The organism is Pseudomonas sp. FG35, from assembly GCF_057809295.1.
In genome coordinates, this window is sequence record NZ_JBMDJR010000004.1 from 344,140 (window position 1) to 367,495 (window position 23,356).

The 23,356-nt window shown below is 59.3% G+C and carries 11 protein-coding genes; 3 read left to right on the forward strand and 8 right to left on the reverse strand.

Annotated elements, in window-relative coordinates; all coding sequences use genetic code 11:
• Positions 1-18: 18 nt before the first annotated feature.
• Positions 19-1,638, forward strand: a complete 1,620-nt coding sequence (locus ACODTD_RS10615; protein WP_011335771.1) for an FMN-binding glutamate synthase family protein — start codon at positions 19-21, stop codon at positions 1,636-1,638.
• Between the two features lie 32 nt (positions 1,639-1,670).
• On the opposite strand, the gene ACODTD_RS10620 is transcribed toward ACODTD_RS10615, so the two are convergent.
• The 3 genes from ACODTD_RS10620 to ACODTD_RS10630 form a co-directional block, all read right to left on the reverse strand.
• On the reverse strand, positions 1,671-3,176 hold the full coding sequence (locus tag ACODTD_RS10620) for a glucosyltransferase domain-containing protein (RefSeq protein WP_011335772.1): 1,506 nt from the start codon (positions 3,174-3,176) through the stop codon (positions 1,671-1,673).
• A gap of 169 nt (positions 3,177-3,345) precedes the next feature.
• Complete coding sequence (locus ACODTD_RS10625; protein ID WP_011335773.1) at positions 3,346-4,767, reverse strand: amino acid permease; 1,422 nt, start codon at positions 4,765-4,767, stop codon at positions 3,346-3,348.
• A 301-nt stretch (positions 4,768-5,068) separates the two neighbouring features.
• On the reverse strand, positions 5,069-8,248 hold the full coding sequence (locus ACODTD_RS10630) for a dermonecrotic toxin domain-containing protein (protein ID WP_489104826.1): 3,180 nt from the start codon (positions 8,246-8,248) through the stop codon (positions 5,069-5,071).
• A 313-nt stretch (positions 8,249-8,561) separates the two neighbouring features.
• On the opposite strand from ACODTD_RS10630, the gene ACODTD_RS10635 reads away from it, so the two are divergent.
• Positions 8,562-11,687 (forward strand): transglycosylase domain-containing protein, encoded by a 3,126-nt coding sequence (locus ACODTD_RS10635; protein WP_041475421.1) that lies wholly within the window; start codon positions 8,562-8,564, stop codon positions 11,685-11,687.
• 151 nt (positions 11,688-11,838) lie between these two features.
• Entirely contained in the window at positions 11,839-16,893 is a 5,055-nt protein-coding gene (locus ACODTD_RS10640) for an NEL-type E3 ubiquitin ligase domain-containing protein (RefSeq protein ID WP_489104827.1), read from the forward strand.
• 52 nt (positions 16,894-16,945) lie between these two features.
• On the opposite strand, the gene ACODTD_RS10645 is transcribed toward ACODTD_RS10640, so the two are convergent.
• Genes ACODTD_RS10645 through ACODTD_RS10665 form a run of 5 tightly spaced genes read right to left on the reverse strand, consistent with a single transcriptional unit; the run spans position 16,946 to position 23,347 of the window.
• Positions 16,946-18,208 carry a hypothetical protein gene (locus ACODTD_RS10645; RefSeq protein ID WP_108563159.1) on the reverse strand — a complete coding sequence of 421 codons (1,263 nt, stop codon included), beginning with the start codon at positions 18,206-18,208 and terminating at the stop codon, positions 16,946-16,948.
• Positions 18,209-18,260: 52 nt separating this feature from the next.
• A complete protein-coding gene (locus ACODTD_RS10650; protein ID WP_011335779.1) occupies positions 18,261-18,764 on the reverse strand; it encodes a CS1 type fimbrial major subunit in 504 nt (167 codons plus the stop codon).
• A 59-nt stretch (positions 18,765-18,823) separates the two neighbouring features.
• On the reverse strand, positions 18,824-19,564 hold the full coding sequence (locus ACODTD_RS10655) for a molecular chaperone (protein WP_201816410.1): 741 nt from the start codon (positions 19,562-19,564) through the stop codon (positions 18,824-18,826).
• A gap of 33 nt (positions 19,565-19,597) precedes the next feature.
• Positions 19,598-20,821 (reverse strand): hypothetical protein, encoded by a 1,224-nt coding sequence (locus tag ACODTD_RS10660; protein ID WP_011335781.1) that lies wholly within the window; start codon positions 20,819-20,821, stop codon positions 19,598-19,600.
• A 3-nt stretch (positions 20,822-20,824) separates the two neighbouring features.
• A complete protein-coding gene (locus tag ACODTD_RS10665; protein ID WP_489104828.1) occupies positions 20,825-23,347 on the reverse strand; it encodes a CS1-pili formation C-terminal domain-containing protein in 2,523 nt (840 codons plus the stop codon).
• Positions 23,348-23,356 lie beyond the last annotated feature (9 nt).

Sequence of the window (23,356 nt, forward strand, 5' to 3'; positions counted from 1 at the left end):
CCGAACCAAGGAAACCGTATGAGCCTGTCACTCCTGAGCCGCTACGCCTTCTTTGCCGTCTGCGTGATGTTCACCCTCGCCAGCCTGCCCTTTCTCGAACACGACTGGCTGTGGCCGATCACCGCGGTCACCGGCGTATTGAGCCTGATCGGTCTGTTCGACCTGATGCAGAGCCCGCACGCGGTGCGCCGCAACTATCCGATCCTGGGCAACATCCGTTATCTGGTCGAGGGCATCCGCCCGGAAATCCGCCAGTACCTGCTGGAATCCGACAGCGACGCCCTGCCCTTCTCCCGCGCCCAGCGTTCGCTGGTGTACTCGCGGGCCAAGAATGAAACCGCCGACAAACCGTTCGGCACCCTGATCGACGTCTATCAATCCGGTTTCGAATTCATCGGCCACTCGATGCGCCCGGCGCCGTTGAGCGACCCGAGCAGTTTCCGCGTCACCGTCGGCGGCCCGCAGTGCACCCAGCCGTACTCGGCGTCAGTGTTCAACATCTCGGCCATGAGTTTTGGCTCGCTCAGCGCCAACGCGATCCGCGCGCTGAACCAGGGCGCCAAACTCGGCAACTTCGCCCACGACACCGGCGAAGGCAGCATCAGCCCCTATCACCGCGAACACGGTGGCGACCTGACCTGGGAACTGGGCAGCGGCTATTTCGGCTGCCGTACCAGCGACGGCCGCTTCGACCCGGAACGCTTCGCCGCCCAGGCGCAGACCCCGCAAGTGCGGATGATCGAAATCAAAATGAGCCAGGGCGCCAAACCCGGCCACGGCGGGATCCTGCCCAAGCACAAGGTCACCCAGGAAATCGCCGATACCCGTGGAATTCTGATGGGTGAAGACTGCATTTCACCGTCGCGCCACAGCGCGTTCTCCACGCCGATCGAAATGATGCATTTCATCCAGCAACTGCGTGAACTGTCCGGCGGCAAACCGGTGGGCTTCAAGTTCTGCCTCGGCCATCCATGGGAGTTCATGGGCATCGCCAAGGCCATGCTGGAAACCGGCATCCTGCCGGACTTCATCGTGGTCGACGGCAAGGAAGGCGGCACCGGCGCCGCGCCGGTGGAGTTCACCGACCACATCGGCGTGCCGATGCGCGAGGGCCTGTTGTTCGTGCACAACACCCTGGTCGGTCTGAATCTGCGCGACAAGATCAAACTCGGCGCCAGCGGCAAGATCGTCAGCGCCTTCGACATCGCCAGCGTGCTGGCCATCGGCGCCGACTGGGCCAACTCGGCGCGCGGCTTCATGTTCGCCATCGGCTGCATCCAGTCGCAAAGCTGCCACACCAACAAATGCCCGACCGGCGTCGCCACTCAGGACACCCTGCGCCAGCGTGCGCTGGTGGTGCCGGACAAGGCCCAGCGGGTCTACAACTTCCACCGCAATACGCTCAAGGCCCTGGCGGAAATGCTCGCCGCCGCCGGCCTCGATCACCCGTCGCAACTGTCGGCCAAGCATCTGGTGCGGCGCATGTCGGCCACCGAAATCAAACTGTTCTCGCAGCTGCATGTGTTCCTGAAACCGGGTGAGTTGCTCACCGGGGAAGTGAACGGCGAGTTCTATTCGCGGATGTGGCAGATGGCTAGGGCGGACAGTTTTGAGCCGCAGGAGATCGCGGCCGCCTAGCAGTAACGCTCAGGGCATAGCACCTCGGATACTCACCAACTCAAGAGCCGACCATGGGGCGGCTCTTTCATGACGATGAAACCGTAATCGCCGGTCAGATAGATGCGGTAATAGAGGCGATCCACCAAGGCTGGAAACCCCTGATAGCCGACGCGGGTGGCATTGCGCCGTTCGCGCTCTGCAACCACGTTGGTGATGCCGGCCGACGGCAGGTTTTCGGCGAGCATGAAGTAGTCGATGTTCAACAGATAGCGCAGCACCGGTAGCTGTTTGAAGGTGCCCTCCGCACCCGCCAGCCAACGGTCGGAGTAAGTGACCGACAGGTAAATACGTTTGGCTTCGCGCAGTTCGCGATGAGAGGAAATGTCCTGACTGAGGCTGAACAGGGCGCTATTGGCAAAGGTTTTTTCCATCATCAGCACCCGCCCGTAAGCGAAGGACAGCGACAAGGTTGCCAGAAGCGGAATTGCCAACAACAGGGGCAATCGCGAGTGCAGCGACGTCAATCCGACATAGGCCAGATAGAACAGCAACATCAGCAGCACGCCGAACCCCATCAGGGTGCGCGCGCCTTCATTGAAGTCGCGAAACAGCAGCGTCATGCCCGGCACCAGCAGCACAATCAGCGGCATTGCCAGCAGGCAGCTGAAGCTCAGCAGCAAGCCCTTGGCGCGCGACAGGTGGCGCTCGCGAATCTGCCGCCCCAACTGCACGGCGCCGATCACAGCACACAGCACCAGCGCAATAAAAACCGCCGTGTAACCGCCGTGAAACAGCAGCGCTACCTTCTCCATCACCCGAGCGATATTGATGCCGATCTGCAGCAACGGATCAGCGCTTGCCTTCAGCAATTGCGTGCGTCCGTGGTCAGTGAACGGATAGGCCGTGACGCTGTAAATCAACACTGCCAGCAGCAGTTGCGCCAGCCGCCAGCCTGACTGGTGCCAGAGCTCCGACCACGGTACTCGCCGATGGACATTGCGCAGCAATTCCAGGCAGCACAGACCGAGAAACACATTGAGACTGATCTGATACAGCCCGATCGCCAGCGCCAGCAACGCCGACGGCACCAGCCATCGCTGAATGCGTGAAGCGCCGCAAAAAGTGATCGCGTAAATCACCGCGACCAGACTCAGTGCCATGCCGGCCCCGTCGTATTGATAGGACAGGTTCTGCAACAGGAACGGGTTGTACCAGAGCGGCAAGGGCACCAGGCAACAGGCCACCGTCGGTTCGGGAAAATAGTGGAAGGTCAGCCGGGTCAGAGCGAACGACATCGCTACGGTGGCGAGCAACAGCGGCAATGGAAAAATGTTCGGTGCAGCGCCGGTAAAGGTCAGCGCCTGATACAGCCAGTCCATGAACAACCGCCCCTGCCCGGCCCAGGCGTTGCCGGCTGCCAGCGTGCGCCAGTTGTCATCGATGTAGGGGAAGTCAGCGAGGATCAGCGGCAGGATGTACAGCATTGTGGCAAGCAGGAAGAACAGCACGACCTGACGGCGGCCGAGTTCTCGTACGAGAAAATCGCTGATCCTCATACTGCGCCTCTGTTCACGGCTGCGCTGGAAACGAAGTAGATAAACCTTCGAACATGACTCTGAATCAGAAGTCGTTTTTTGCGCTGATTTCAGACCAGCGGCATCAACTCACACCCATGAAAAAGCCCCGGACTTTCGACCGGGGCTTTCAGGTTTCAGCGACAACGAATTACGAAGCCGAACGCATCGCGCCCTGTACCGAATCCTTCGGTTGCAGCTTGAACACGTAGAACAACACGGTCAGCAGCACCAGGAACGCCGGGCCGACATACAGCGCCACGCGAGTATCCGGGAAGTACGCCATCAGGCCGACCACCAGCACCAGGAACGCCAGCGCCAGATACGAGCTGACCGGGAACAGCCACATCTTGTACTTCAGGCCCGCCCGTTCGCTGGCGCTCAGGCCTTTGCGGAATTTCAGCTGGGCCAGCAGGATCATCACCCAGGTCCAGATCGCGCCGAAGGTGGCGATGGACGTCACCCAGACGAAGACTTTTTCCGGTACCAGATAGTTGAGCAGCACGCCCAGCAGCAGCGCGAAGATCGACAGCAGCAACGCCCGACGCGGTACGCCGTTGCTCGAGGTGCGAGCGAAACCGGCCGGCGCCTGGCCGTTTTGCGCCAGGCTGTAGAGCATGCGACCGGTGCTGAAGATGCCGCCGTTGCACGACGACAGCGCTGCAGTGATCACCACGAAGTTGATGATGCCGGCGGCGGTCTTGATGCCCAGACGCTCAAAGGTCATCACGAACGGACTGCCCTGGGTGCCGATTTCGTTCCACGGGTAGATCGACAGGATCACGAACAGCGCGCCGACGTAGAACAGCAGGATCCGCCAGAACACCGAGCCGATTGCATTGGGGATGGTCTTCTGCGGGTTCTTCGCTTCACCGGCGGTCAGGCCGATCATCTCCACGCCCAGATAGGCGAACATCACCATTTGCAGGGACATCAGCACGCCCGTCACACCGTTGGGCATGAAGCCGCCGTGGGCCCACAGGTTGGAAATCCCCAGTGCCACACCGTCGTTGCCGAAACCGAAGGCGATGATGCCAATGCCGCCGAGCACCATGGCGATGATGGTGACGATCTTGATCAGGGCGAACCAGAACTCGAACTCACCGAAGGCTTTCACCGCGATCAGGTTGATCGAGCCCATGCTGACCAGCGCCGCCAGCGCCCAGATCCAGCGCGGGACATCGGGGAACCAGATGCCCATGTACACCGCCACCGCCGTGATTTCGGCGACGCAGGTCACCAGCCACAGGAACCAGTAGTTCCAGCCGGTGAGAAAGCCCGCCAGCGGGCCGAGATAATCCTGTGCGTAACGGCTGAAGGAGCCGGCGACCGGGTTGTGTACGGCCATTTCGCCGAGGGCGCGCATGATCACCAGGATCGCCAGACCGCCGATGATGTAAGACAGCATGATCGCCGGGCCGGCCATTTCGATGGCCTTGGCCGAACCGAGAAACAGACCGACACCGATGCAGGCGCCGAGCGCCATCAGGCGAATATGCCGTTCACCGAGTTCGCGTTTGAGCGGACCGCCTTGAGCGGTTTCGCCATGGGGCGGGTGATTGCCGACTGGCATGGGGGACTTCCTCGTCTTGTTATTGGATGTGACCACCGAGTGTTCAAGCGTCGGCCGATAAGCCTGCGCCTGGGTAAATACCGGCCCTGCTTCGTGGGCAGAACCGTCCCGCAGAAGCAACCTGCGGGATCAGCGGGGCGTGCAGTATAAAAAGCTTGCGACAGGTTTTTTCACTCTATAAGGCATCTGATTCAGACGTAAACCTCGTCAATTAACAGGTTTACGAGACAAACCATCCTGCATTTCGAGGATTATTCACCGCGCAAATGGGCGCCGAGTATTGCACAGCAATGGTGCAACGTCACAGGCCGGCCGGTGCGACAGACCTTTCGATGGTCGTCACTGGCCGGGTCTCGACCCTCCAGACTTTCGTCCGGCCAAAGACTCGAGCCAGCGTATCGGGACGGGAAAACCAGCCCGGTTGCGCCATCGAATAGCGGGCAATGGCGGTCGCCCCCTGATTGGATTGATAGTGCAGTTTCCAGACGCGAGCCGTTCGGTCGTACCTCATGAAGGCGAAGCCCGTCAGGATCGAGTCGGGATTGCCGTTCTGGTCCAGACGGAGTCCGTAGTCCGGATACTCCATGGCGACACTCAGTCCCCATCCATGCTCTTCCCGGGCCAGATCGTTGTATTGGGCAGCTTCCTTGCCGCCCTCGACATGCCGGACCCGAAGCAGGTTTTCATCCATCTGATCCACCACCAGGGAGCAACCGCTGAAACCGGGTGTGAAGACATGATCCGGTTGCGCCCATCCAGGGTGAACGGGGATATCGACGTAACCTCCCTGCGGCGACCAGTATGCGGAAATCGCGTTCGTACGCTCAGGGAGATCACCCGCCTCAAGATCGAGGACTTTGAGTGCATTGAACTCCCCTTCCACGGCACCTGAATACTTCATGCGCTGCATGGTAAACAGGAAGCTGCCCCCGCCTTTTCGCATGTCGAGTTGCGACGCAGTCCCCTTCGACAATCCCCCCGTGATTTCTTCCATCAGATCGGTTGCAATGGGCAGTCGACCCAACTCGGGCATCTCAAGCGCCTGATGAATGCTGGTCGGTTCGATGGAATAGGGAAGCTGATGCATCTCCCCCCAATCAAACGGCAGGTGCCTCACGTCGGCGCTGGAAACCACTTCGATTTCCGGCTCCCACAAACCATTGGGCAGTCGCTTGCGCAAGAAGGAAGGACCGTCAGCCAGTGAACTGTCAGACCTGGCGCCCCCTCTCAATGACAGAGGCTGCCATCGGTCGGGCGCTACTTCCCGCAGGCGCAGCTCCGTCGCCCGATTGCTCTGCGGATCGACAATGTTGACGTCCACGATCTCGGCATTGAGATTGAACGCATCACGAATCTGATACACCGCCACAACCCCACTGTCGTCGATATTGCGGATGTAACACCATTGTCCGTCGACACTGCGGTAAATGCCTTTACTCGGTTGAAGGCCCAGAATCAGTGACTCCTCGACTGCATATCGGGCATTGAATCGATTATCGATGCCCGACGCCGCAGCGGGATGTGCGGCAGCGACATCCAGCGAAGCCGCTTCGCCTGTTACAAGCGGACCGTAAACGAATGCGTCAGATGCGGATTCGGGCGATAGCACCGGTACGGGCCGATGCGGACTGTGGCTCCAGCCGTTCATGTTTTCAGTAAGGAAAGGTTGATACGCGCTGGCATTGCGGGGGTGGATGATACGCCAGGTGTTGGTTGCTGGATCGAAACGTTTTTCATAAACGTGCCCCTCGACACGCACATACAGTTTGTTCGCGACAAGAAACTGGTCGCGAACATTGGGCTCGATATCGGCGAGCGACACGTTGCTCCGGTACTCCGTCAGGTCTGGTTTCCACAAACGTTTCTGTCCGCTCTCAAGTTTGATCGGCAAGAACTCCGTGCGGCCTCCCGATGCAATGCTCCCTGTCAACGCGCCCCCAGCCGCCGCAATCGCCACATTCTCCAGAACCCCGTTGATCAGCCGCCAGCCATTTTCCCGGTCGCCGAGACTCAAATCCTCAAGCCCCTCCAAAACATCATCCATCAGCTGGATCGCCGTGACGCCGAGCATCAGAACTCCGACTGCGGGTACCGTGAAGGACAGCAGGTTCAACGCCATCAAACCAATGTCCAGGAGTTGTGCAAACCAGGCACGGCGCCCGCGAGCATCAGCGTCAGCGGTAGGCACAGCGGCACTGCGTGCATCAGCCAGTAATCGATGCCTGAAGCGTCTGAAAGACACCTGCCAGATGTCGAGGCTCGTATCCCAGCGATCGCCTGAAGGGCTCACTATCAGCTCCTGCAGGAGAAAGTCCGGCGCCTTTTTTTGACGACGGGTTCTCGGATCGTTCGCAGTGACGAGTTCGGTAAAGCTGGAAAAAAACTTCGGCCGGTCTTTATGTTTTACGAAGCGACTAAAAAACACCTGATAGTCGGTCGGTGCTTGCGGGTCGGCCTTTTCATCCTGGGGCTTGCGCACAAACTGGCTGACAAGTTGAGTCTTGAGTGCCGTCAACTTCGGATAAAGTTTCAGCGGATGATCGGGATCATCCGGAATCCAGGCGATCAAGTCGTTTGGCCAGAATCCATCAACTGTTGGCAGCAATTTATCGAGAACGCTATCGTCTTCCGGATCGGCAATCTCGAAAATCGCGCAACCGTGCAATGGCATATTCATGAAGCTCATGCCGCGATACCAGAGCGACTTGCCGTCAACCTTCACATCTTTTTTGCCGTTAGCCACTTCAAGCAGGGCCCGATGATGTCTGGCCTCAATATCGCCCTTGAGCACAGCAACATGACTTGACGCTTTCAACGAAGCGCTCTGATAAGCAGTGAAGGCATCACTCAGCGCTTTAAGACCCGTCGCATCATCCAGCTTCAGTGCTTGCCGGATATGGGCCTGATAAAGCCGGCCGACATCCAGCTCTCGACACAATTCGATGAAACGAAGCGCACTGATCCTCCTATCGGTCGGTTGATCGCCTTCCCAGCCGATACGGGAAAATGACCTGAAGTCCGTTTCTGCTTCATCGAAGTTATGAAGGGCAGCTTGCAAAAACGTATAACGTTCAGTCGGCGGACGCGAAGGGGATATCGAAGAAGGAGAGAAAGCCAGCCACAAGCTTTGCACCTCGATATCAGATCCCGTCTCGCCCTTCAGCTTCGCCCTGAGCAGTGGCTCGGCGAACGCCTCCGGGGACTTGACCTGGTCCATCAGGGCACTGAAAGCAGTATGCGCGGCCACGCTTTCCTCTATGGCCCTGCGTGCCTCCGCCAGTTGTTGAGGCGACGCGCTTGTCAGCCAATCAGGTCTCGACGGCGTAATCTTTTTCAACATCTCAAGATTGGACTTCGACATATTAACAAGTGCAGGTGGAGTTGCTGCCAGCACCACCTCGGAATACTCATCGTTTAAACTTTCAAGATTATTAACTACTGCAGGCGCGAAGCGTGCAAAAGACCGGAAGTACGTACCCACGATGCAACTCCAAATCAAGAAATGAGACTTTAATAAACATCACTCAACTTGAATTTGACACTTGAAAAAAACATCAACCAATTGCAAATCCAGACAACTTTTTTCAGATTGGCGAGCGTCAGTCAGAAGCTTTTTGCTCACCTTGTTATGTTTCCCGATACAGGCGCGACGATACCTGTGCGCTTCGGATCCTCACCGCCCCGTCGCTCGGTCCTGTCACCGCTCGATGACCTTCACAATTTTTTCACCGACGCCAACCAGCGACTAAGCTTCAGTCAAGTCCGATCAATCTGCGTGAATGGATCAATCGACTATGGGCGCTTTGTGGCAAACCGATTCGAGTGAAAAAGTGGTTCCGACTGAACGTGTGGATGAAGCGCCTGTACCTGAGAAACCCCGTCGCAACCGGCATGGGTGGAAGGCTTTCTGGCTCCTGTTGGTGATCATCGCGATTGTCGTGGGCCTGGCCGCGATGAAGGAAATGCGCACCTCGCGTTTTCAGTCCCGCGAGGTCAGCCAGTACGCCGCCAAACTCAAGTACGAATTGCAACCGGGGCCCAGCGAAGCGATCCGCTATCCGGGCAACGGGCCGTTCGATCTGCGTCTGGGCTACAGCTCGCTGGACGAGTTCCTGCCGCGGCTGATCAAGCGCAACTACGTGATCACCGAGCAGACGCGCTTCTCCCCGGCCCTGCTCAACTACACCGACAAGGGCCTGTTCGTGCCCTATTCCGAAAAGATCCAGGCCGGGCTGTCGATCACCGATTGCCGCGCCGCGCCGCTGTATCAGTACAACTATCCGCAGCAGCTGTACGCGAGTTTCGATTCGATCCCGCCGGTGGTGGTCAACAGCCTGCTGTTCATCGAAAACCGTTTTCTACTTGATCCAAAACAACCGATGGCCAACCCGGCGGTGGACTGGCCGCGCTTCGGCATGGCCGCGTGGTCGCAAGTTGCCAAGCTGCTGCACTTGCCGGGGCAGTCGGCCGGTGGCAGTACCCTGGCCACGCAACTGGAGAAATACCGCCATTCACCCGATGGCCTGACGGTGTCCGGCGCGGAGAAAATCCGCCAGATGATTTCCGCCAGCGTGCGCGCCTATCAGGGTGGCCCGGACACCTTGCCGGCGCGGCAGAACATCGTTCGCGATTATCTCAACAGCGTGCCGCTGTCGGCGGTGCCGGGGCATGGTGAGGTACATGGCATGGCCGAGGGCCTGCGGGTCTGGTATGGCGCCGATTTCAACGAGGCCAACCGAACACTCGCCAGTACCGCCACCGATCCGAAATCCATGGCGGACAAGGGCCTGGCCCTGCGCGAGATGCTCTCGCTGATGATCGCCCAGCGCCGCCCTTCGCATTACCTGACCAAGGGTCGTGAAGAACTGGTCGAACTGACCAACAGCCACTTGCGCCTGCTCAAGCAGAACGGCGTGATCGACGCTGCCCTGGCCGATGCCGCGCTGGCCAGCACCATCAGCTACCGCGACTGGCAGACCCAGCCGACGATTCAGCCGATCGAAACCAACAAGGGCATCAGTGTCGCCCGCAGCCGGCTGGCGTCGATGCTCAACCGTCCGCTGTACGACCTTGACCGCCTCGACTTGTCCGCTACCAGCACCCTGCAAGGCGAGCTGCAAACCCAGGCCACTGCATACCTGAAACGACTGGCCGACCCGGCCTATGCCGCTGAAATCGGCCTGATGGGCGAACGCCTCCTGACGCCCACCAGCACCACTCAGGTGCGCTACAGCTTCACATTGTTCGAGCTGACCCCGGACGGTTCACGCGTGCGGGTGCAGACCGACAGCACTGATCAGCCGTTCGACATCAATGAGGGCAGCAAACTGGAACTGGGCTCCACCGCCAAGATGCGGGTGCTCACCACCTACCTGCAAATCATCGCGGAGCTGCATGACAAGTACGGCGCCATGAGCGTGCCGGAACTGAAGAAAGTCGAGGTACCGGATCAGGATCGCCTGAGCCAGTGGGTGATCGACTACCTGATCCAGAACAAGGATCACGACCTGTCGAAGATGCTCTCCTCCGCCCTCGACCGCAAATACTCGGCCAGTCCTGGCGAGGCGTTTTTCACCGGTGGCGGCCTGCATGTGTTCCATAACTTTCGCAAGGAAGACAACGGTCGCCTGCCGACGCTGCGCGATGCCCTGCGCGAATCGATCAACCTGCCGTTCATTCGCCTGATGCGCGATCTGGTGCGCTACACCACCTACTCAGGTCCCAACAACAGCGCCGAACTGCTCAAGGACGACCGCGACCCAAGACGTCAGGAATACCTCGCCTCGTTTGCCGACCGAGAGGGCACCTCGTTCCTGCTCAAGTTCTGGAAAAAGTACCGGAACAAGGACACCCAGGCCCGGCTCGACACCTTCCTCGACAGCATGCGCCCGACCCCGATCCGCATGGCCGCCGTGCACCGTTACCTGCTGCCCAACGCCAGCCAGGAAGACTTCAACACCTTTGTGCGCTCGCACCTCAAGGGCGTCAAAATCACCGAAAAACTCACCGACGAACGCCTGGAACGGCTGTATCTGGCCTACGGTCCCGGCACCTACGACCTACCGGATCAGGGCTTCATCGCCAAGGTTCACCCGCTGGACCTGTGGATGATCGGCTACCTGCTCAACCACCCCGACGCGACCTTCAAGGACATCGTCAAGGCCAGCCAGTTCGAGCGTCAGGAAGTCTACAGCTGGCTGTTCAAGAGCAGGCACAAGGGTGCCCGTGACAGTCGCATCCGCACGATGCTGGAGATCGAGGCGTTCCTCGAGATCCATCAGCGCTGGCAGAAAGTCGGCTATCCGTTCGATCACCTGGTGCCGTCGCTGGCCACCGCCATCGGCAGCTCCGGCGACCGCCCCGCGGCGTTGGCCGAACTGATCGGCACCATCCTCAACGACGGTGTGCGCATGCCGACCCTGCGCATCGACAGTCTGCACTTTGCCGCCGGCACGCCTTACGAAACGAAACTGGTCAATGATCCTCACGTCGGCAAACGGGTGATGCCGTCCGAAGTGGCCACGGCGATGCGTGAAGCGCTGTCGCAGGTGGTGGACTCGGGAACGGCCAAACGTGTTTCCGGCAGTTTCAAACTGGCTGATGGAACACCGCTGACCATGGGTGGAAAAACCGGTACCGGTGACAACCGGATCGAGGCCATCGGCTCCGGCGGGCGAATTCTCAGCTCGAAATCGATCAACCGCACGGCGACCTTCGTGTTCTACATCGGCGACCACCATTTCGGCACGCTCACCGCGTTCGTGCCGGGGCGTTCGGCGGAGAACTTCAAGTTCACCTCGGCCTTGCCGGTACAGGTCCTCAAGGGCATGGCGCCGATTCTGATGCCTTACCTGCAACCGGGCAGCGACTCACAGTGCCGTGCCACGCAGACAACGACCGTGGCCCTGGCTTCAGATTGAACCGATAGTGGGCGGTAGTTATGTGTTTTATACATATCAATATTCAATGATTAACGTATCAACCCGACACGGAGACAACAGGCATTTAAACTAATTAATCGAGACATTGAACGTTAGGCTGAGAATTCATTACTTGTTCAAGGCCTGCACAATGACAGCAACATCCACATATAAAGGGCAACATTACGATTTAATTAAATCGCGCATCGATCCGGTATTCCGCGATATGCAGTTGCACCGTGCCCGAACGCTGAGAAAGACATCGTTCAACCGTGAGCCCTGGATGATGACGGCGCCGGCAACCGAGCTGGAACGCCTGTCAGCCGACAACCGTCGCGCCTGGGGTGCGCAGAACCGCATTGATCGACTGCTCGGGCGCCTGCAGGACGTTTATGCATTTGCCGAGCCTTTGCTGAAGAAGAAGTTGCTCGAACAGTTCAATATCGAAGTCGATGTGAGAAATACATACGTCAGACTCTACGCGGCGGCGACAACCCCCTGGTACGTGATTGATATCACGGAAGCGTCACGGGCCCGCACCGTTTCAATGCTCGATGCCGCACTGCACAACTTCGCGCACGGTGAAACCTATCAACACTACTCAACATTCATTATCAAAACCGATGCGGCCCGCGACTTGTTCGACGTCTCGCCGATTGGCAAAACAATCAGCATCAGCCAGTTTCAGACGCTGTGCCGGGAACTGGACATCGGGGCCCGGTACAGGGCACATCTCGAAACATTCCTGCTGAACAAGGAGCCAGTCGCCGAGACCTATCTGCGCACACGGGTCGAGCAAAGTCAGCAAGCTGCGCTGAAGGCTGCCGCCCGCATGGCGCAGATCAAAAAGGACATTGGCCCCGATGCCTACGTATTGATTCGCGAGCTGTTGCTGGGCCGGCAGAATCTGGTACTGGACGGTCAGGCCATGTGCGTCTGCGATCTGGGCCTGATGGACCTGACCTTGACGGGGATCTTGATCATTCGCCCCGACCCGGCACAGGCACAACACTCTCGGAAAATGATTGCCTACGTGCCGCACGACCCCGACCACCCGCTCAAGGAATATGCCTCCACACTGGCGTTCATGGACGAGCTGACACGCCAGTTACGGGCAAACAGAACGCTGCCGTCTTCCGGTATCAGCTATCGCCAGTTTTTCAGCCAGTTTGTTGATCAGGAACAGCGCGGGCACTTTTTCGCCGGGCTCGAGCAGCGCCTGACGTATGTCAAGTGGTACGCCAGGGAACCGGGGGATCCGCGACCGTCCTGGCGGGAAACTCCGGTCGAGAAACCTCAGCTGCAATTCAGCGCACCGCCGATCACAGCCCCCCTGTGGAAGTATCTGTACCAGCAACGACTCAATAAAATTCTCAACGACGCGCGCGGTCTCGCAGTATCGACCGCCGATGCCGACAGCCAGGCGCGCTGGGCCTGGTGGGAGAACTTCAAGAAGATCGCCTCGGACATCTTCAATGCCGCGCTACTGGTGATGACGCCCTTTGTTCCGGGACTGGGCGAACTGATGATGGCCTATACCGCTTATCAGATAGTCAACGACGCCGTCGAGAGCGTGGTGGACATGATCCAGGGGCATTGGGTCGAGGCGGCAGAATATGTGGTGGGAGTCCTGACCGATGTCCTGCAACTGGAAATCTTTGCCGCCGGTTCCGAAACCGGTCACGCATTGGGGCTCAAACCGTCACTCTTGGTCGAGGGGATGAAACCGGTACAGTCGTTCGACGGCAAAACCCGTCTCTGGCACCCGGACCTCAGACCTTACGAACAACCGCAGCTGGCGCCACCGAAGACATCACGCCCCGATGCACTGGGGCTGCACAGGCATGCCGGCAAGATTGTTTTGCCACTCGAGGGCAAGCACTACGAAGTGCAGCGCGACCCGCGCAGCGGACTTCATCGGATTCGCCACCCGACACGCCCAAACGCCTATTCGCCCGAGCTGCGCCATAACGGTCAGGGAGCCTGGGTCCATGAGGGCGAAAAACCGCAAGACTGGCACGGGCCCAGGCTCATGCAACGCCTTGGTCATAGCGTCGATGGCTATACCACCGCCGAACAGGATCACCTGCGCAATATCAGCGGGACGCCGGAAGCTTCGCTGCGCCGCATGCACGTCGAAAATGCCGCTCCCCCGCCCCTGTTGACCGACACGCTCACACGCTTCAACACCTGGAATGAGGCCAAAAACGTGGGTCGGCTGATCCGCTCGGGGCAGCCGCTGGACCCGGCCTCGTACTGGTTTGAACGAATGGTGCCGGACATGCCCGGCTGGCCGGCCGACAAAGCCCTGAAGGTTTATGAAAATGCCGATCTGAGCGGTAGTTATCGACAGTACGGCAACCGGCAAGCCACGGACCGGCAGACGCTCGGCATCAGCCTGGCCGACATGATGGCCGGCAAGCTCCCGGAGCGGCTCGTGAATTTTCTGGACGATGCCGATATGAAGACCTTGCTCGGCAACCAGTATCCGAAAAACCAGCGGGCACAGGTCTTGCGCAACCAACTGGCGGATATCGTGGAAACCCGCACGCCGGACATCTTCCAGTACCAGTACCGACTCAAGGATCACAACAGCGATGCCCGGGTTCAACTGCTGCAGCAGCAGTATCCGCAACTGCCTTCCAGGGTCGCTGAAACCCTGCTGACAAGAGCGACTCCCGATGAACAGCAGGTCATGCTCGAGGAGCGACGCATCCCGCTGCGCCTTAAGGACCAGGCCCGGGAAAGCGCTTTTGAGATCAGCGCTGCGCGCGCGGCTGAAGGCTTGCATGAGCCGGCACTGAGCGGGGTCGACACCGAACGCCTGACCCTCAATGCCCTGAAGTTTCATACCGACACGTTTGCCGATTTACGCATGGATGTGCGCGAAGGCACTTACGACGGTCCGCTACGCTGCAGCGCAGGCAGTACAGAGGCCACGACCCGACGTGTGTTGATCAGGGACGAACATGGCCAATATGAAGTGCGCGACGGCACGAACAATAAACTGCACGAGGCCGGCGACTTGTATGAGGCCATCCTGCTGGCGCTGCCTGCTGACAAGCGCGCGGCCCTGGGCTATCGCACCGGGCAGGGAGAAATGTTCAGGCAATGGGTGATGGCCAAAACCCAGGCGCCCGCCGAGCGCAGGACATTACTCGCCCGGCCCCCGATCCGCCCGGTCGTACCACTGGAAACCGAGTTGCTGCTGCGCGGAGGGGGACTGTCCAGAGATGCCCGGACCGTGGAAGAAAAAGTCAGGAACCTCTATCCGCATTTCAACGAAAACGAAGTAGCGGCTTTCAGCCGATCGCTGCATGCCAATGGCGATCCTCATGCGCATATCGATCGGCTTGAACGCGAGCTCAAGACGTTGAAGCAGGAACTCGAACAGTGGCGACAACGCTACCTTAGCAATTGGGATCCCGATGCCGCCGATACCAACCTGCCTCAAGGCTACTGGGACTATCATCGCAAGGGCGGACGCTTCATCGCCGACCGGCTGCTGGAGTGTTTCGAAAGAAAGTCCGAAGTGTTCGGCGAGCGCTCCACGAGCCTGGAGAGCGGCTATGCGCTGGATCTGTCCAAGGAGTTTCTCGCCCATGATCTTGAACGTTGGTGGCGGGAGATGCCGAGCGAGCTCAAGCCCTGGCTCGAACAGGTCACGACCCTGAACCTGGATGGCTCACGGTTCTCCCCGGCACCGAACGGTCTGCTCAAGGACTTTCATCATCTGCGTCAGTTCAGCGCCAGAGGCTGTGGATTGCCCGCACTCCCTGAAAGCGTCGGCAAGATGCGGCTGCTCGAGACACTGCGCCTGAACGACAATCAGATCCGGTTGACGCCTCCCGCCCTCGAGCAACTGCGTAATCTGACACGCCTTGAAACCCTCAGGCTGGATGACAACCCTCTGGGCACGCCGCCGAATATCGAGCGGATGCCCAGACTCAAGGTGTTGAGCCTGGTGAACGCCCATATCGACGCCTGGCCCGAGGGTTTGTTTGCGAAGGCCCGGCCTCGAGGCTTCTTTCTGGACCTGCGGATGAACACGATCAGGGATGTCCCCCAGGTACCTCTGGGCTCCAATGAAGCGCAGCTGATTGCACGTTCCCGACTTCACGGGGACCGGTTGTCGTCGTCCGCGCGCGCCACATTCGAGGCGTACAGAACGTCGGTGGGCAGGGCCCCTCACGACACCTATTCCACTGTCGCCGATGACCTGCTCGAACGGTGGCCCGTCTCTGTCGACACGTCCTTTATGGAAGAAACGGCGGGCGTGGGTGCCTACCGGGCGGAAGCCTGGCATGCGGTGGCCAGCGAACCCGGTTCCGACGGATTTTTCAGGGTTCTGCAAGACCTGACCCGTTCCGCCGATTACGAGCAGGGGGGAGAGGCGCAGGACCAGTTGACCGACCGTGTATGGCGAATGATAGGTGCCATGGACATCGATACGCCGCTGCGCGAAGACCTGTTCCTCATGTCGACCGATCCTGAAGGCTGCGAGGATGCCGGCGCCCAACTGTTCAACAACATGGGCGTCAAGGTACTTGCCTCCGAGGCCCGCTCGTTTTCCACCCACCGCGCGGAACTGGAAAGCAAGCTGGTAACGCTGGCCAAGGGCTCGGCGCGCCTTGGACAAGTCGGCGAGATCGCCCGGGCAGACATCCGGGCGCGCGAGGGCAACCCCGATGAGGTCGAGGTGCATCTGGCCTATGAAACCGGTCTGGCCAAACGCCTGGAACTGCCCTGGCAGTCCGAAGCCATGAAGTTTCGCCCGGTCGCCGGGGTCGATGACGCGACCATCGACCGTGCGTACGACACAGTGATCGAGCGCGAGACAGGCGACGGTCTGGTCAACCAGATGATCGAGCAGCCGTTCTGGGAAGCGTACTTGCGTGAGACCTGGCCTGGAGAATACGAAAGCAATAAACGTGTTCACCTGGAAAAATTCGATCTGCTGGAGGATCTGCGCTCGGCCCAGGAGGACTGGGTTCGTTCGGCACACCTGCCGCCGGAGCAACGTTATTTGCGCAGGCATGCCCTCAGTGAGCTTGCCCGCAAACTGTCCGTACCCGAGGAGGAAGTCTTCACACCAGAACCGATGAGCGACCAGACCTACGAACGCTTGCTGCGAGACATCGGCTATCAGGAGAAGGAACTGAGCAGAAGGCTGACCCGCGAGGCCATGAGCCGGGCGAGGATCTGACCCTCGCCACGCCCTGAAGACAGCTGCCTTCAGGGCGTGGCACAGGCGCGACCTAGACCTCCGAATCCCAGATCACGGTGATGTTACCGGCATACCGTCTGGCCTTGCCGGGTTGTAACATCTGCTCCACGTAGAACGCCGGTATTTCAAAGTGCAAGGTGCCCGCCGCCCGCTCCAGAAAGCGCTTGGGTTGAAAGATCGTCCCCTGCGAATCGTCCGTCAGAGGCCTTTGTCTGACCGGTTGACCGGCCATGTCGGTGATGCCGTGAGGCAGGCTCACGCTGAGGTAGACCTGCGGGAACGTCGAGCCGGTTTCGGTATCACGCAGGGCACAGGCGCCGATACCGCCATACTCGCACTGGAAGAACATCTTGAATTTCGAAGAGGCGGAAATGTTGAAGGTCTGATCCCGGAACAGTCGTGCAGGCCGGCGTCCTTCCTGCAGCCAGGCCTGCCAGCCGCCCTGCGGCACCAGTTCGATCCTGTTGCCACCCGGCGGCAGAGCGACCTTGAGTACATGCTGGACATCCAGTACGAAGCGAAAGGTCAGGCTCGAATTGTCCGGCAGCATGTTGTCGCCCATGTCAAAGTCGCCGCCAGGCGCGATGGAATAACTCAGTTCCCCCGTGTACAGCCCCGCCGACATGACCAAGGGATCGGGGGTGCGCAGTTCGTAACCCAGATCCAGGTAGTCGTAGGTCATCCACGGAATGGAGTAGGCTGCTGCCTTGCTGCACGCCGAATCGCTCGGGGTCCGCCAGAAAAACGTATAACTGTCAGGCCCGTAGGTGGCCATCGCGCCATGCTGACAGGAGCCGGGCGCACCTCCCCATGAGCCACCGACCCACAATCGATTGTGACCCTCCAGATCGTTCGAGGCACCCGTCAGATCGGTCACGGTGTCGCTCAGGACATATTGCGATCCAAGGGCTCCGATCCGGATTTCCACGGGATGCGACTCCCCCGTCACCACATTCGAGACGTTCAGACTTCGCCACTGCGCTGGCGCCTTGAGCGTCGCCCCGGCCCGTTCGGGCGCTCCGGGTTCGATGGCGTGGATTGCGGAAAAACGCAGTGGCAACCGTAGACCGGACAGGTTGTAGGCCTTGCAATCATTGACGTACGTGGCGCAATAACCACTCTGCGGGGTCTGGTTGATGAATTGATTGTTTTGCGGATTGGCGGGATCGGGAATGAAACTGGCGCGAATCTCTTGAGTGACCGCCAGCGCCGAGGACGAAAACACTCCTGCGAGCACGTGAACAAAAAACCATCCTTTACCGAACGTCCTGACTGTTCCAAAGCTGAAATCCATTGACCCTTCCTTGCACTGAAAGCCGTGGTGATTGCTTGAGGTTGTCCTTCAATTACCCCGCCGGAGCTGCCGCGCTGAACATGATGTTGACGGTGCCGTAGTAATCACCCGGCTTGTAGCCTCCGGCCTGCTCCCTGGGCTCGATCTCCAGGGGCACCCGCACGCCGAGCTTTGCCTCTTCGGCCGACACCACTTGTTGGGGGAACGGATTGTTGGTGAGTTCCTTGCCGTTGAATGTCACCCGCAAATTGATGTTTTCCCGAGAATCGCGGCCATTGGTCAGATAGGGAAAACTCTCCAGGCGTGCTTCTATGGCACTGCTGTCATGTTTCACATCAAAGTTGCGACGCAGCGTTCCCAGCTTCGAAGTGTGCACATTCCAGTGCAGGCGCTGTTCACGATGTATCCAGTCCGGCTCGCTGGGGATGACATAGAAGTTCAAGGTGGGGATATCCACCGAAACGAAGAATTCGATTTCCTCGCGTGCGGCGAATGCCCAGGTGCCCGTCAACGCCAACCCGCTGGCTGAGGTCAGAGCGATCCATTGTCTGATCATTTTTCCGATACCCGTTACTTGCATGAATGAAGAGCAATTGCCTGTGCCTTCGGGCGCTGTCAGCCGGTGACACGCAGGTTTTTCTTCGCCTCACCTTCGACCAGGATGAAGCGGTACTCACGTCCCGGCTTCTTTTCGAATTCGAATGATTTGCCCGCCATGACATGGTGCTTGGTAGTTGGCTCGCAGTCGGTTTCATCGGTTTTCGAACAGCTCTTGAACTCGTCGATCACCACCACCGTATTGCCGTTGTTACGCACCTTGTAAGCACCGGCACTGTCTTCGATCACGCTGTCGAAACGCGTATTGGCCGGACGCACGAAGAAAATGGTGCCGAAGCCGGCCATGACGTTCACGCCCGCCGTCAGCGTCTTTTTGTAGTCCTCGCGCTCTTCCTGAGAAACCGCGAATTCGTCTTCCTTTTCCGGCACCACCGGCACGAACCGCACCCGGAAATAACGCTCCTTGTCCCGCTCGCCCATAAACAGTAACCGGGTGCCCTGCATGCCCTGGGCCGGAATGATCAAGCGGGCCGGGCTGGCCATCAGACCGTCCCGCGCACTGGCATCGGCCTGGACTTTCACGGGCACTTCGGAGGATGTGCCATCGGCGTTGTAAATGATTTCCAGCACATTGATCTTGACGAATGCCGTGCTGTCACCGCTGTTGTAGACACGTTTCAGATACGTGCTTTTATCACCGGCCAGATAGTCGTAGACGACGCCGATATTGATGTTCGGACCGGCGTACGCACTTTGAAAAAGCAAACCTGCCACCAGCAGAGCAACGAGTTGTTTCATCAGCAGAACCTCGATTTGAGTACAGTGACTCGATCAGATTTCCGAATCCCAAATCACCACGACCGTACTGGAATACCTGTTTCCACGATCAGCCTTGAGTATTCGTTCGGTGTTGGCCTTGTCGATTTCGAAATGCAGGGTTCCGGGCTTGCGATCGACATAGATTCCCGGTTGAAAAAAGATGGCCCTCGACTCCTGCGGGAACAGTTCCTGTCGCTTGACTGGCCGTCCACTGGTGTCGGTCAAACCGTTGGGCAGGGTCACACTGACGATGATCGGTGTGCCGTAGTTGGTCCCCTCATTCCATAATCCACAGGCCGTTACCGTTCCGGAGCCGCACTCCAGGTACATCTTGAATCTGGAGCTGGCCGAGATGTGGAAGGTCTGGTCACTGAACAGGCGTTCCGGGGCCCGCCCTGAATTCAACCAGCGCTGCCACCCGCCCTCGGGCTGCAAGGTAATCCGGTTGCCACCCGGTGGCAGATCCACCTTCAGTGTGTGCTGTACGTCCAGCACGAAATCCAGCGTGAGGTTGCCGTCATCCGCCCCCATGAACGGCCCCATCGTGAAATCGGCGCTGCCTCGACCGACGCTGTAGGTCAACGATCCGGTGTACAACCCGGACGACATGCTCAAGGGATCAGGCGTGCGCAACTCATAGGCGATATCGAGGTAGTCGAAGGACATGTGCCCCACGTCGAACGCCGCCGTCTTGATGCAGGTTCCCGGCTGCGGCGTTTTCCAGAAAAACTGGTAAGTGGTCGGGCTGTAATAGCCAACGCCGCTGTACTCGCATGGCGGCGGTGCGTATACCCAGGAATTGCCGGTCCACAACTTTCGATGCCCCTCAAGCACATCGGTCTGTCCCGTCAGTTCGGTGACCGGTTTACTCAGTTGAAACTTCGACCCGATACCGCTGATACGGACTTCAACGATGCTTGTTTGCTGAGTTTCATGATTGATCACGTTCAACTGTCGCCATTCGGACGGCACTTTTACCCACACGCCGTTACCCGAAAACATGGGCGTGAAGGTGCTGAAGCGAATCGGCACCTGAATACTGAACATGTTGTTGTCCGCGCATTGGGCCGGATGACTGGCGCAATAACCACTGTTCGGCGTCTTGTTGATGAACACGTTTTTATTGGGTTGCGACGGATCGGGCTGGAACAGCGCCCGGATCTCCTGGTTCGCTGCCTGCGCCCCTGACATGCCCAGCACTGTCAGCAAACCCAGCCAACACGCTGTTTTCTTCATCGCTCAGCCCGCCTTCTGTTCGGTGAATGTGGCATCGGCCAGGGTGTCGGGGCTGCAACGCAGGTCACCAATCATCAGCACGTTGTTCTCCACTCGCCCCTGTTGCGGATCGAGGCGGAACTGGCACAGCAACTGGTCCGCGTAGCGAACCTCCAGCGTCGGAGAACCCTCGTTCATTTCCATGGAGAAGAACCCGTCCACTTCGCTCACCCCGCGGCTGGCGTGATTGATGACGTGGTGCCCCTTGAGCGGTCGCCCCTGGGGGTCGAGCAGACGGCCGAGCACGGTCAGGGTTTTCATCACTTTCACCTTGCGATACTCCACGCCGCCCTTGTTCAAGTGATAACGGGCGCGCGGCGGTTCGATGGACGCTGCCGGCACGTCGTTGCCTTCGAAGTCGAAGCTGACCGAGCTGTTCTTGTAGGCCGTAAGGGGAATGAAGTTGCGTCCCGGCCGCAGGGATGCGCTGCCACCACTCAAGTCGTCGGCGCGCAAAGCGATGCCGTCGATATCGGACTCGACATCCACGATCATTCCCGCTCCGCGCCCCTGGTGCTGGCTGGTCATCACGATCTGCTGCCTACCGATGGCCACAGTGCTGTCGAGGTTCAGGCCACCGGTGTAATTGCCGTTATAGGACGAGCGCTGGACGAAACCATCGCCGTTGACCGTGTCGGTGCTGAAATAAGCCTGACCGTTCAAGCCGATTCCGTAGGTGTCGGTGATCATGGTCGCCGCCACGCTTTGCAGCACGTGATCCTCAAGGGTTTTGCGGTAACCCAGCGAAGCGTTGTTGTCCCGGCTGCCGTCCCGTGCGGTGCGCGTGCCGATGCTGCCGGAAATCTGCTGCCCCGGTCCGCCGAGCGCCACGTTCAGGCTCAGATCAATACCCCGGTTGCGCGCATCGCCACTGCTGTAACTGCCCGGCCGGTCGAACACCGACAGCCGCCAGTTCGAATCACTGCCAAACACCGTCGTGCGCTGGGTCCAGCCCAGGTCGACGCCAATGCCTTCGACGTTACCTTCACTGTGGGCAACCCGGGCATTTAGCGAACTGTTGCGGCTGACGCGATGGTTCAGGGCCAGAGAGGAATTGCTGGTCTGCCCGGTGAACACGTTGCGCTGACGGATGCGCGTGCCGTCCGGCAGCGTGTCGTAAATATTGGTGGTGTCCAGCCAGCTGCGGTTGTGACTGATCACCAGACTGCCGGCGCCATAGTTGTAGAGGCCCTGCAGATCGATGCCGGTGCCATGGTCTTCGGTCTGGTAGAAGTTGGCGTACAGACTGGTGCTGTTGGCCAGGGTCCAGTCGATGGAGGTGCCGTATTGCAGCTTTTCCCGAACCTGACGCGCCGACAGCCCGAAGATGACCCGCGGGTGCAGCAAATAGTTGAGCGAAGCCCCTGCGGTGGCGTCGCCACTGGCCTGCTTGTCCCAGTTGCTGAGCAGTTTGGTTTCCTGACCGGCAAACAGGTTGTAGCGCCAGCGCTCGTCGGGGTTACGCCAGTTGCTCGGCTTGTAGACCAGCTCCTGGGTGCTCGATGTCGTCTGACCGTCCTCGATCAGGCGCACTTCCACTTCATAAATCCCGCCGGGCAAGGGCCGGGTATCGAGGGTCTGCAAACCGGCGGGCACCGACTGGGTGTTGATGAGCAGACCGTCGCGGTAGATTTCCACCGAGGCCTGACGGTTGGCGGTGACATAGATCGGGTAGACGCTCGGGTTTTGCAGGTCGATCGCCAGGCTGTCGGAACTGCCGTACATCAAGCCCACGGTGGTATCGGGGCTGGTGCCGAATGAGCGCAGCTGACGGGTCAAGCCTTCCGACGTGGGGGTGAAATAGCCCAGTCGCAGAAAACTGCCTTGCAGCTCGCGCTGGGTATGCAGCTCGTAGACGGCGTGATAGAGCTTGTCGTCCGGACCACCGAGACGGGCCAGCTGCATGTTGAACGTCTGGCTCCAGTTGCCCAGGCTGCCGTTGGCCTCCAGGCCGAAACGCCCACCCAGATCCTGCTCCTGGCCGCCGTTGAGGTTGAGCTGGTTACGCACGATCAGACCGGTGCTGCCATTTTCCGGCTGGTCGTAGAAACGCTTGGCTTCGACGTCGCGTTCGGCATTCTCGGTCAGGATGGAGACGAGGGAGTTTTCCAGGTTGTAATGCACCGCCAGCATTTGCTCGGGGCATTGACCGGCGCATGATCCCAGCGCCACGCCGGGCTTGAGATAGCTCGCCCACTTTTCCCGTTCGACAGCGCCGAAACGGTTCTCGCTGGTGTCGGTGAATTCGAGCAGGGTGAGGCGGTCATCACGAGACAGCACAATCATCGCTTCGCCCAACGGCTGCTGGTCGAGTTCGACCCGAACAGCCAGAGGGACATCAAAAAAGTGCTCCTCGAAGTCTTTCGGCAAGCCTTTGGCTTGCGCGAGCAAACTACGCGGCGTCGTACCGGCAGGTTCGGAAGCCACTACTGCGCCAGCACACAACAACAGCGCAAGCGCAGCCGCGACGGGGGTCATCGGGAACATGAACACGGA

Coding starts and splice junctions, on each gene's coding strand:
- ACODTD_RS10615 (WP_011335771.1), top strand. CDS start 19: ATGAGCCTGTCACTCCTGAGCCGCTACGCCTTCTTTGCCGTCTGCGTG.
- ACODTD_RS10620 (WP_011335772.1), bottom strand. CDS start 3,176: ATGAGGATCAGCGATTTTCTCGTACGAGAACTCGGCCGCCGTCAGGTC.
- ACODTD_RS10625 (WP_011335773.1), bottom strand. CDS start 4,767: ATGCCAGTCGGCAATCACCCGCCCCATGGCGAAACCGCTCAAGGCGGT.
- ACODTD_RS10635 (WP_041475421.1), top strand. CDS start 8,562: ATGGGCGCTTTGTGGCAAACCGATTCGAGTGAAAAAGTGGTTCCGACT.
- ACODTD_RS10640 (WP_489104827.1), top strand. CDS start 11,839: ATGACAGCAACATCCACATATAAAGGGCAACATTACGATTTAATTAAA.
- ACODTD_RS10645 (WP_108563159.1), bottom strand. CDS start 18,208: ATGGATTTCAGCTTTGGAACAGTCAGGACGTTCGGTAAAGGATGGTTT.
- ACODTD_RS10650 (WP_011335779.1), bottom strand. CDS start 18,764: ATGATCAGACAATGGATCGCTCTGACCTCAGCCAGCGGGTTGGCGTTG.
- ACODTD_RS10655 (WP_201816410.1), bottom strand. CDS start 19,564: ATGAAACAACTCGTTGCTCTGCTGGTGGCAGGTTTGCTTTTTCAAAGT.
- ACODTD_RS10660 (WP_011335781.1), bottom strand. CDS start 20,821: ATGAAGAAAACAGCGTGTTGGCTGGGTTTGCTGACAGTGCTGGGCATG.
- ACODTD_RS10665 (WP_489104828.1), bottom strand. CDS start 23,347: ATGTTCCCGATGACCCCCGTCGCGGCTGCGCTTGCGCTGTTGTTGTGT.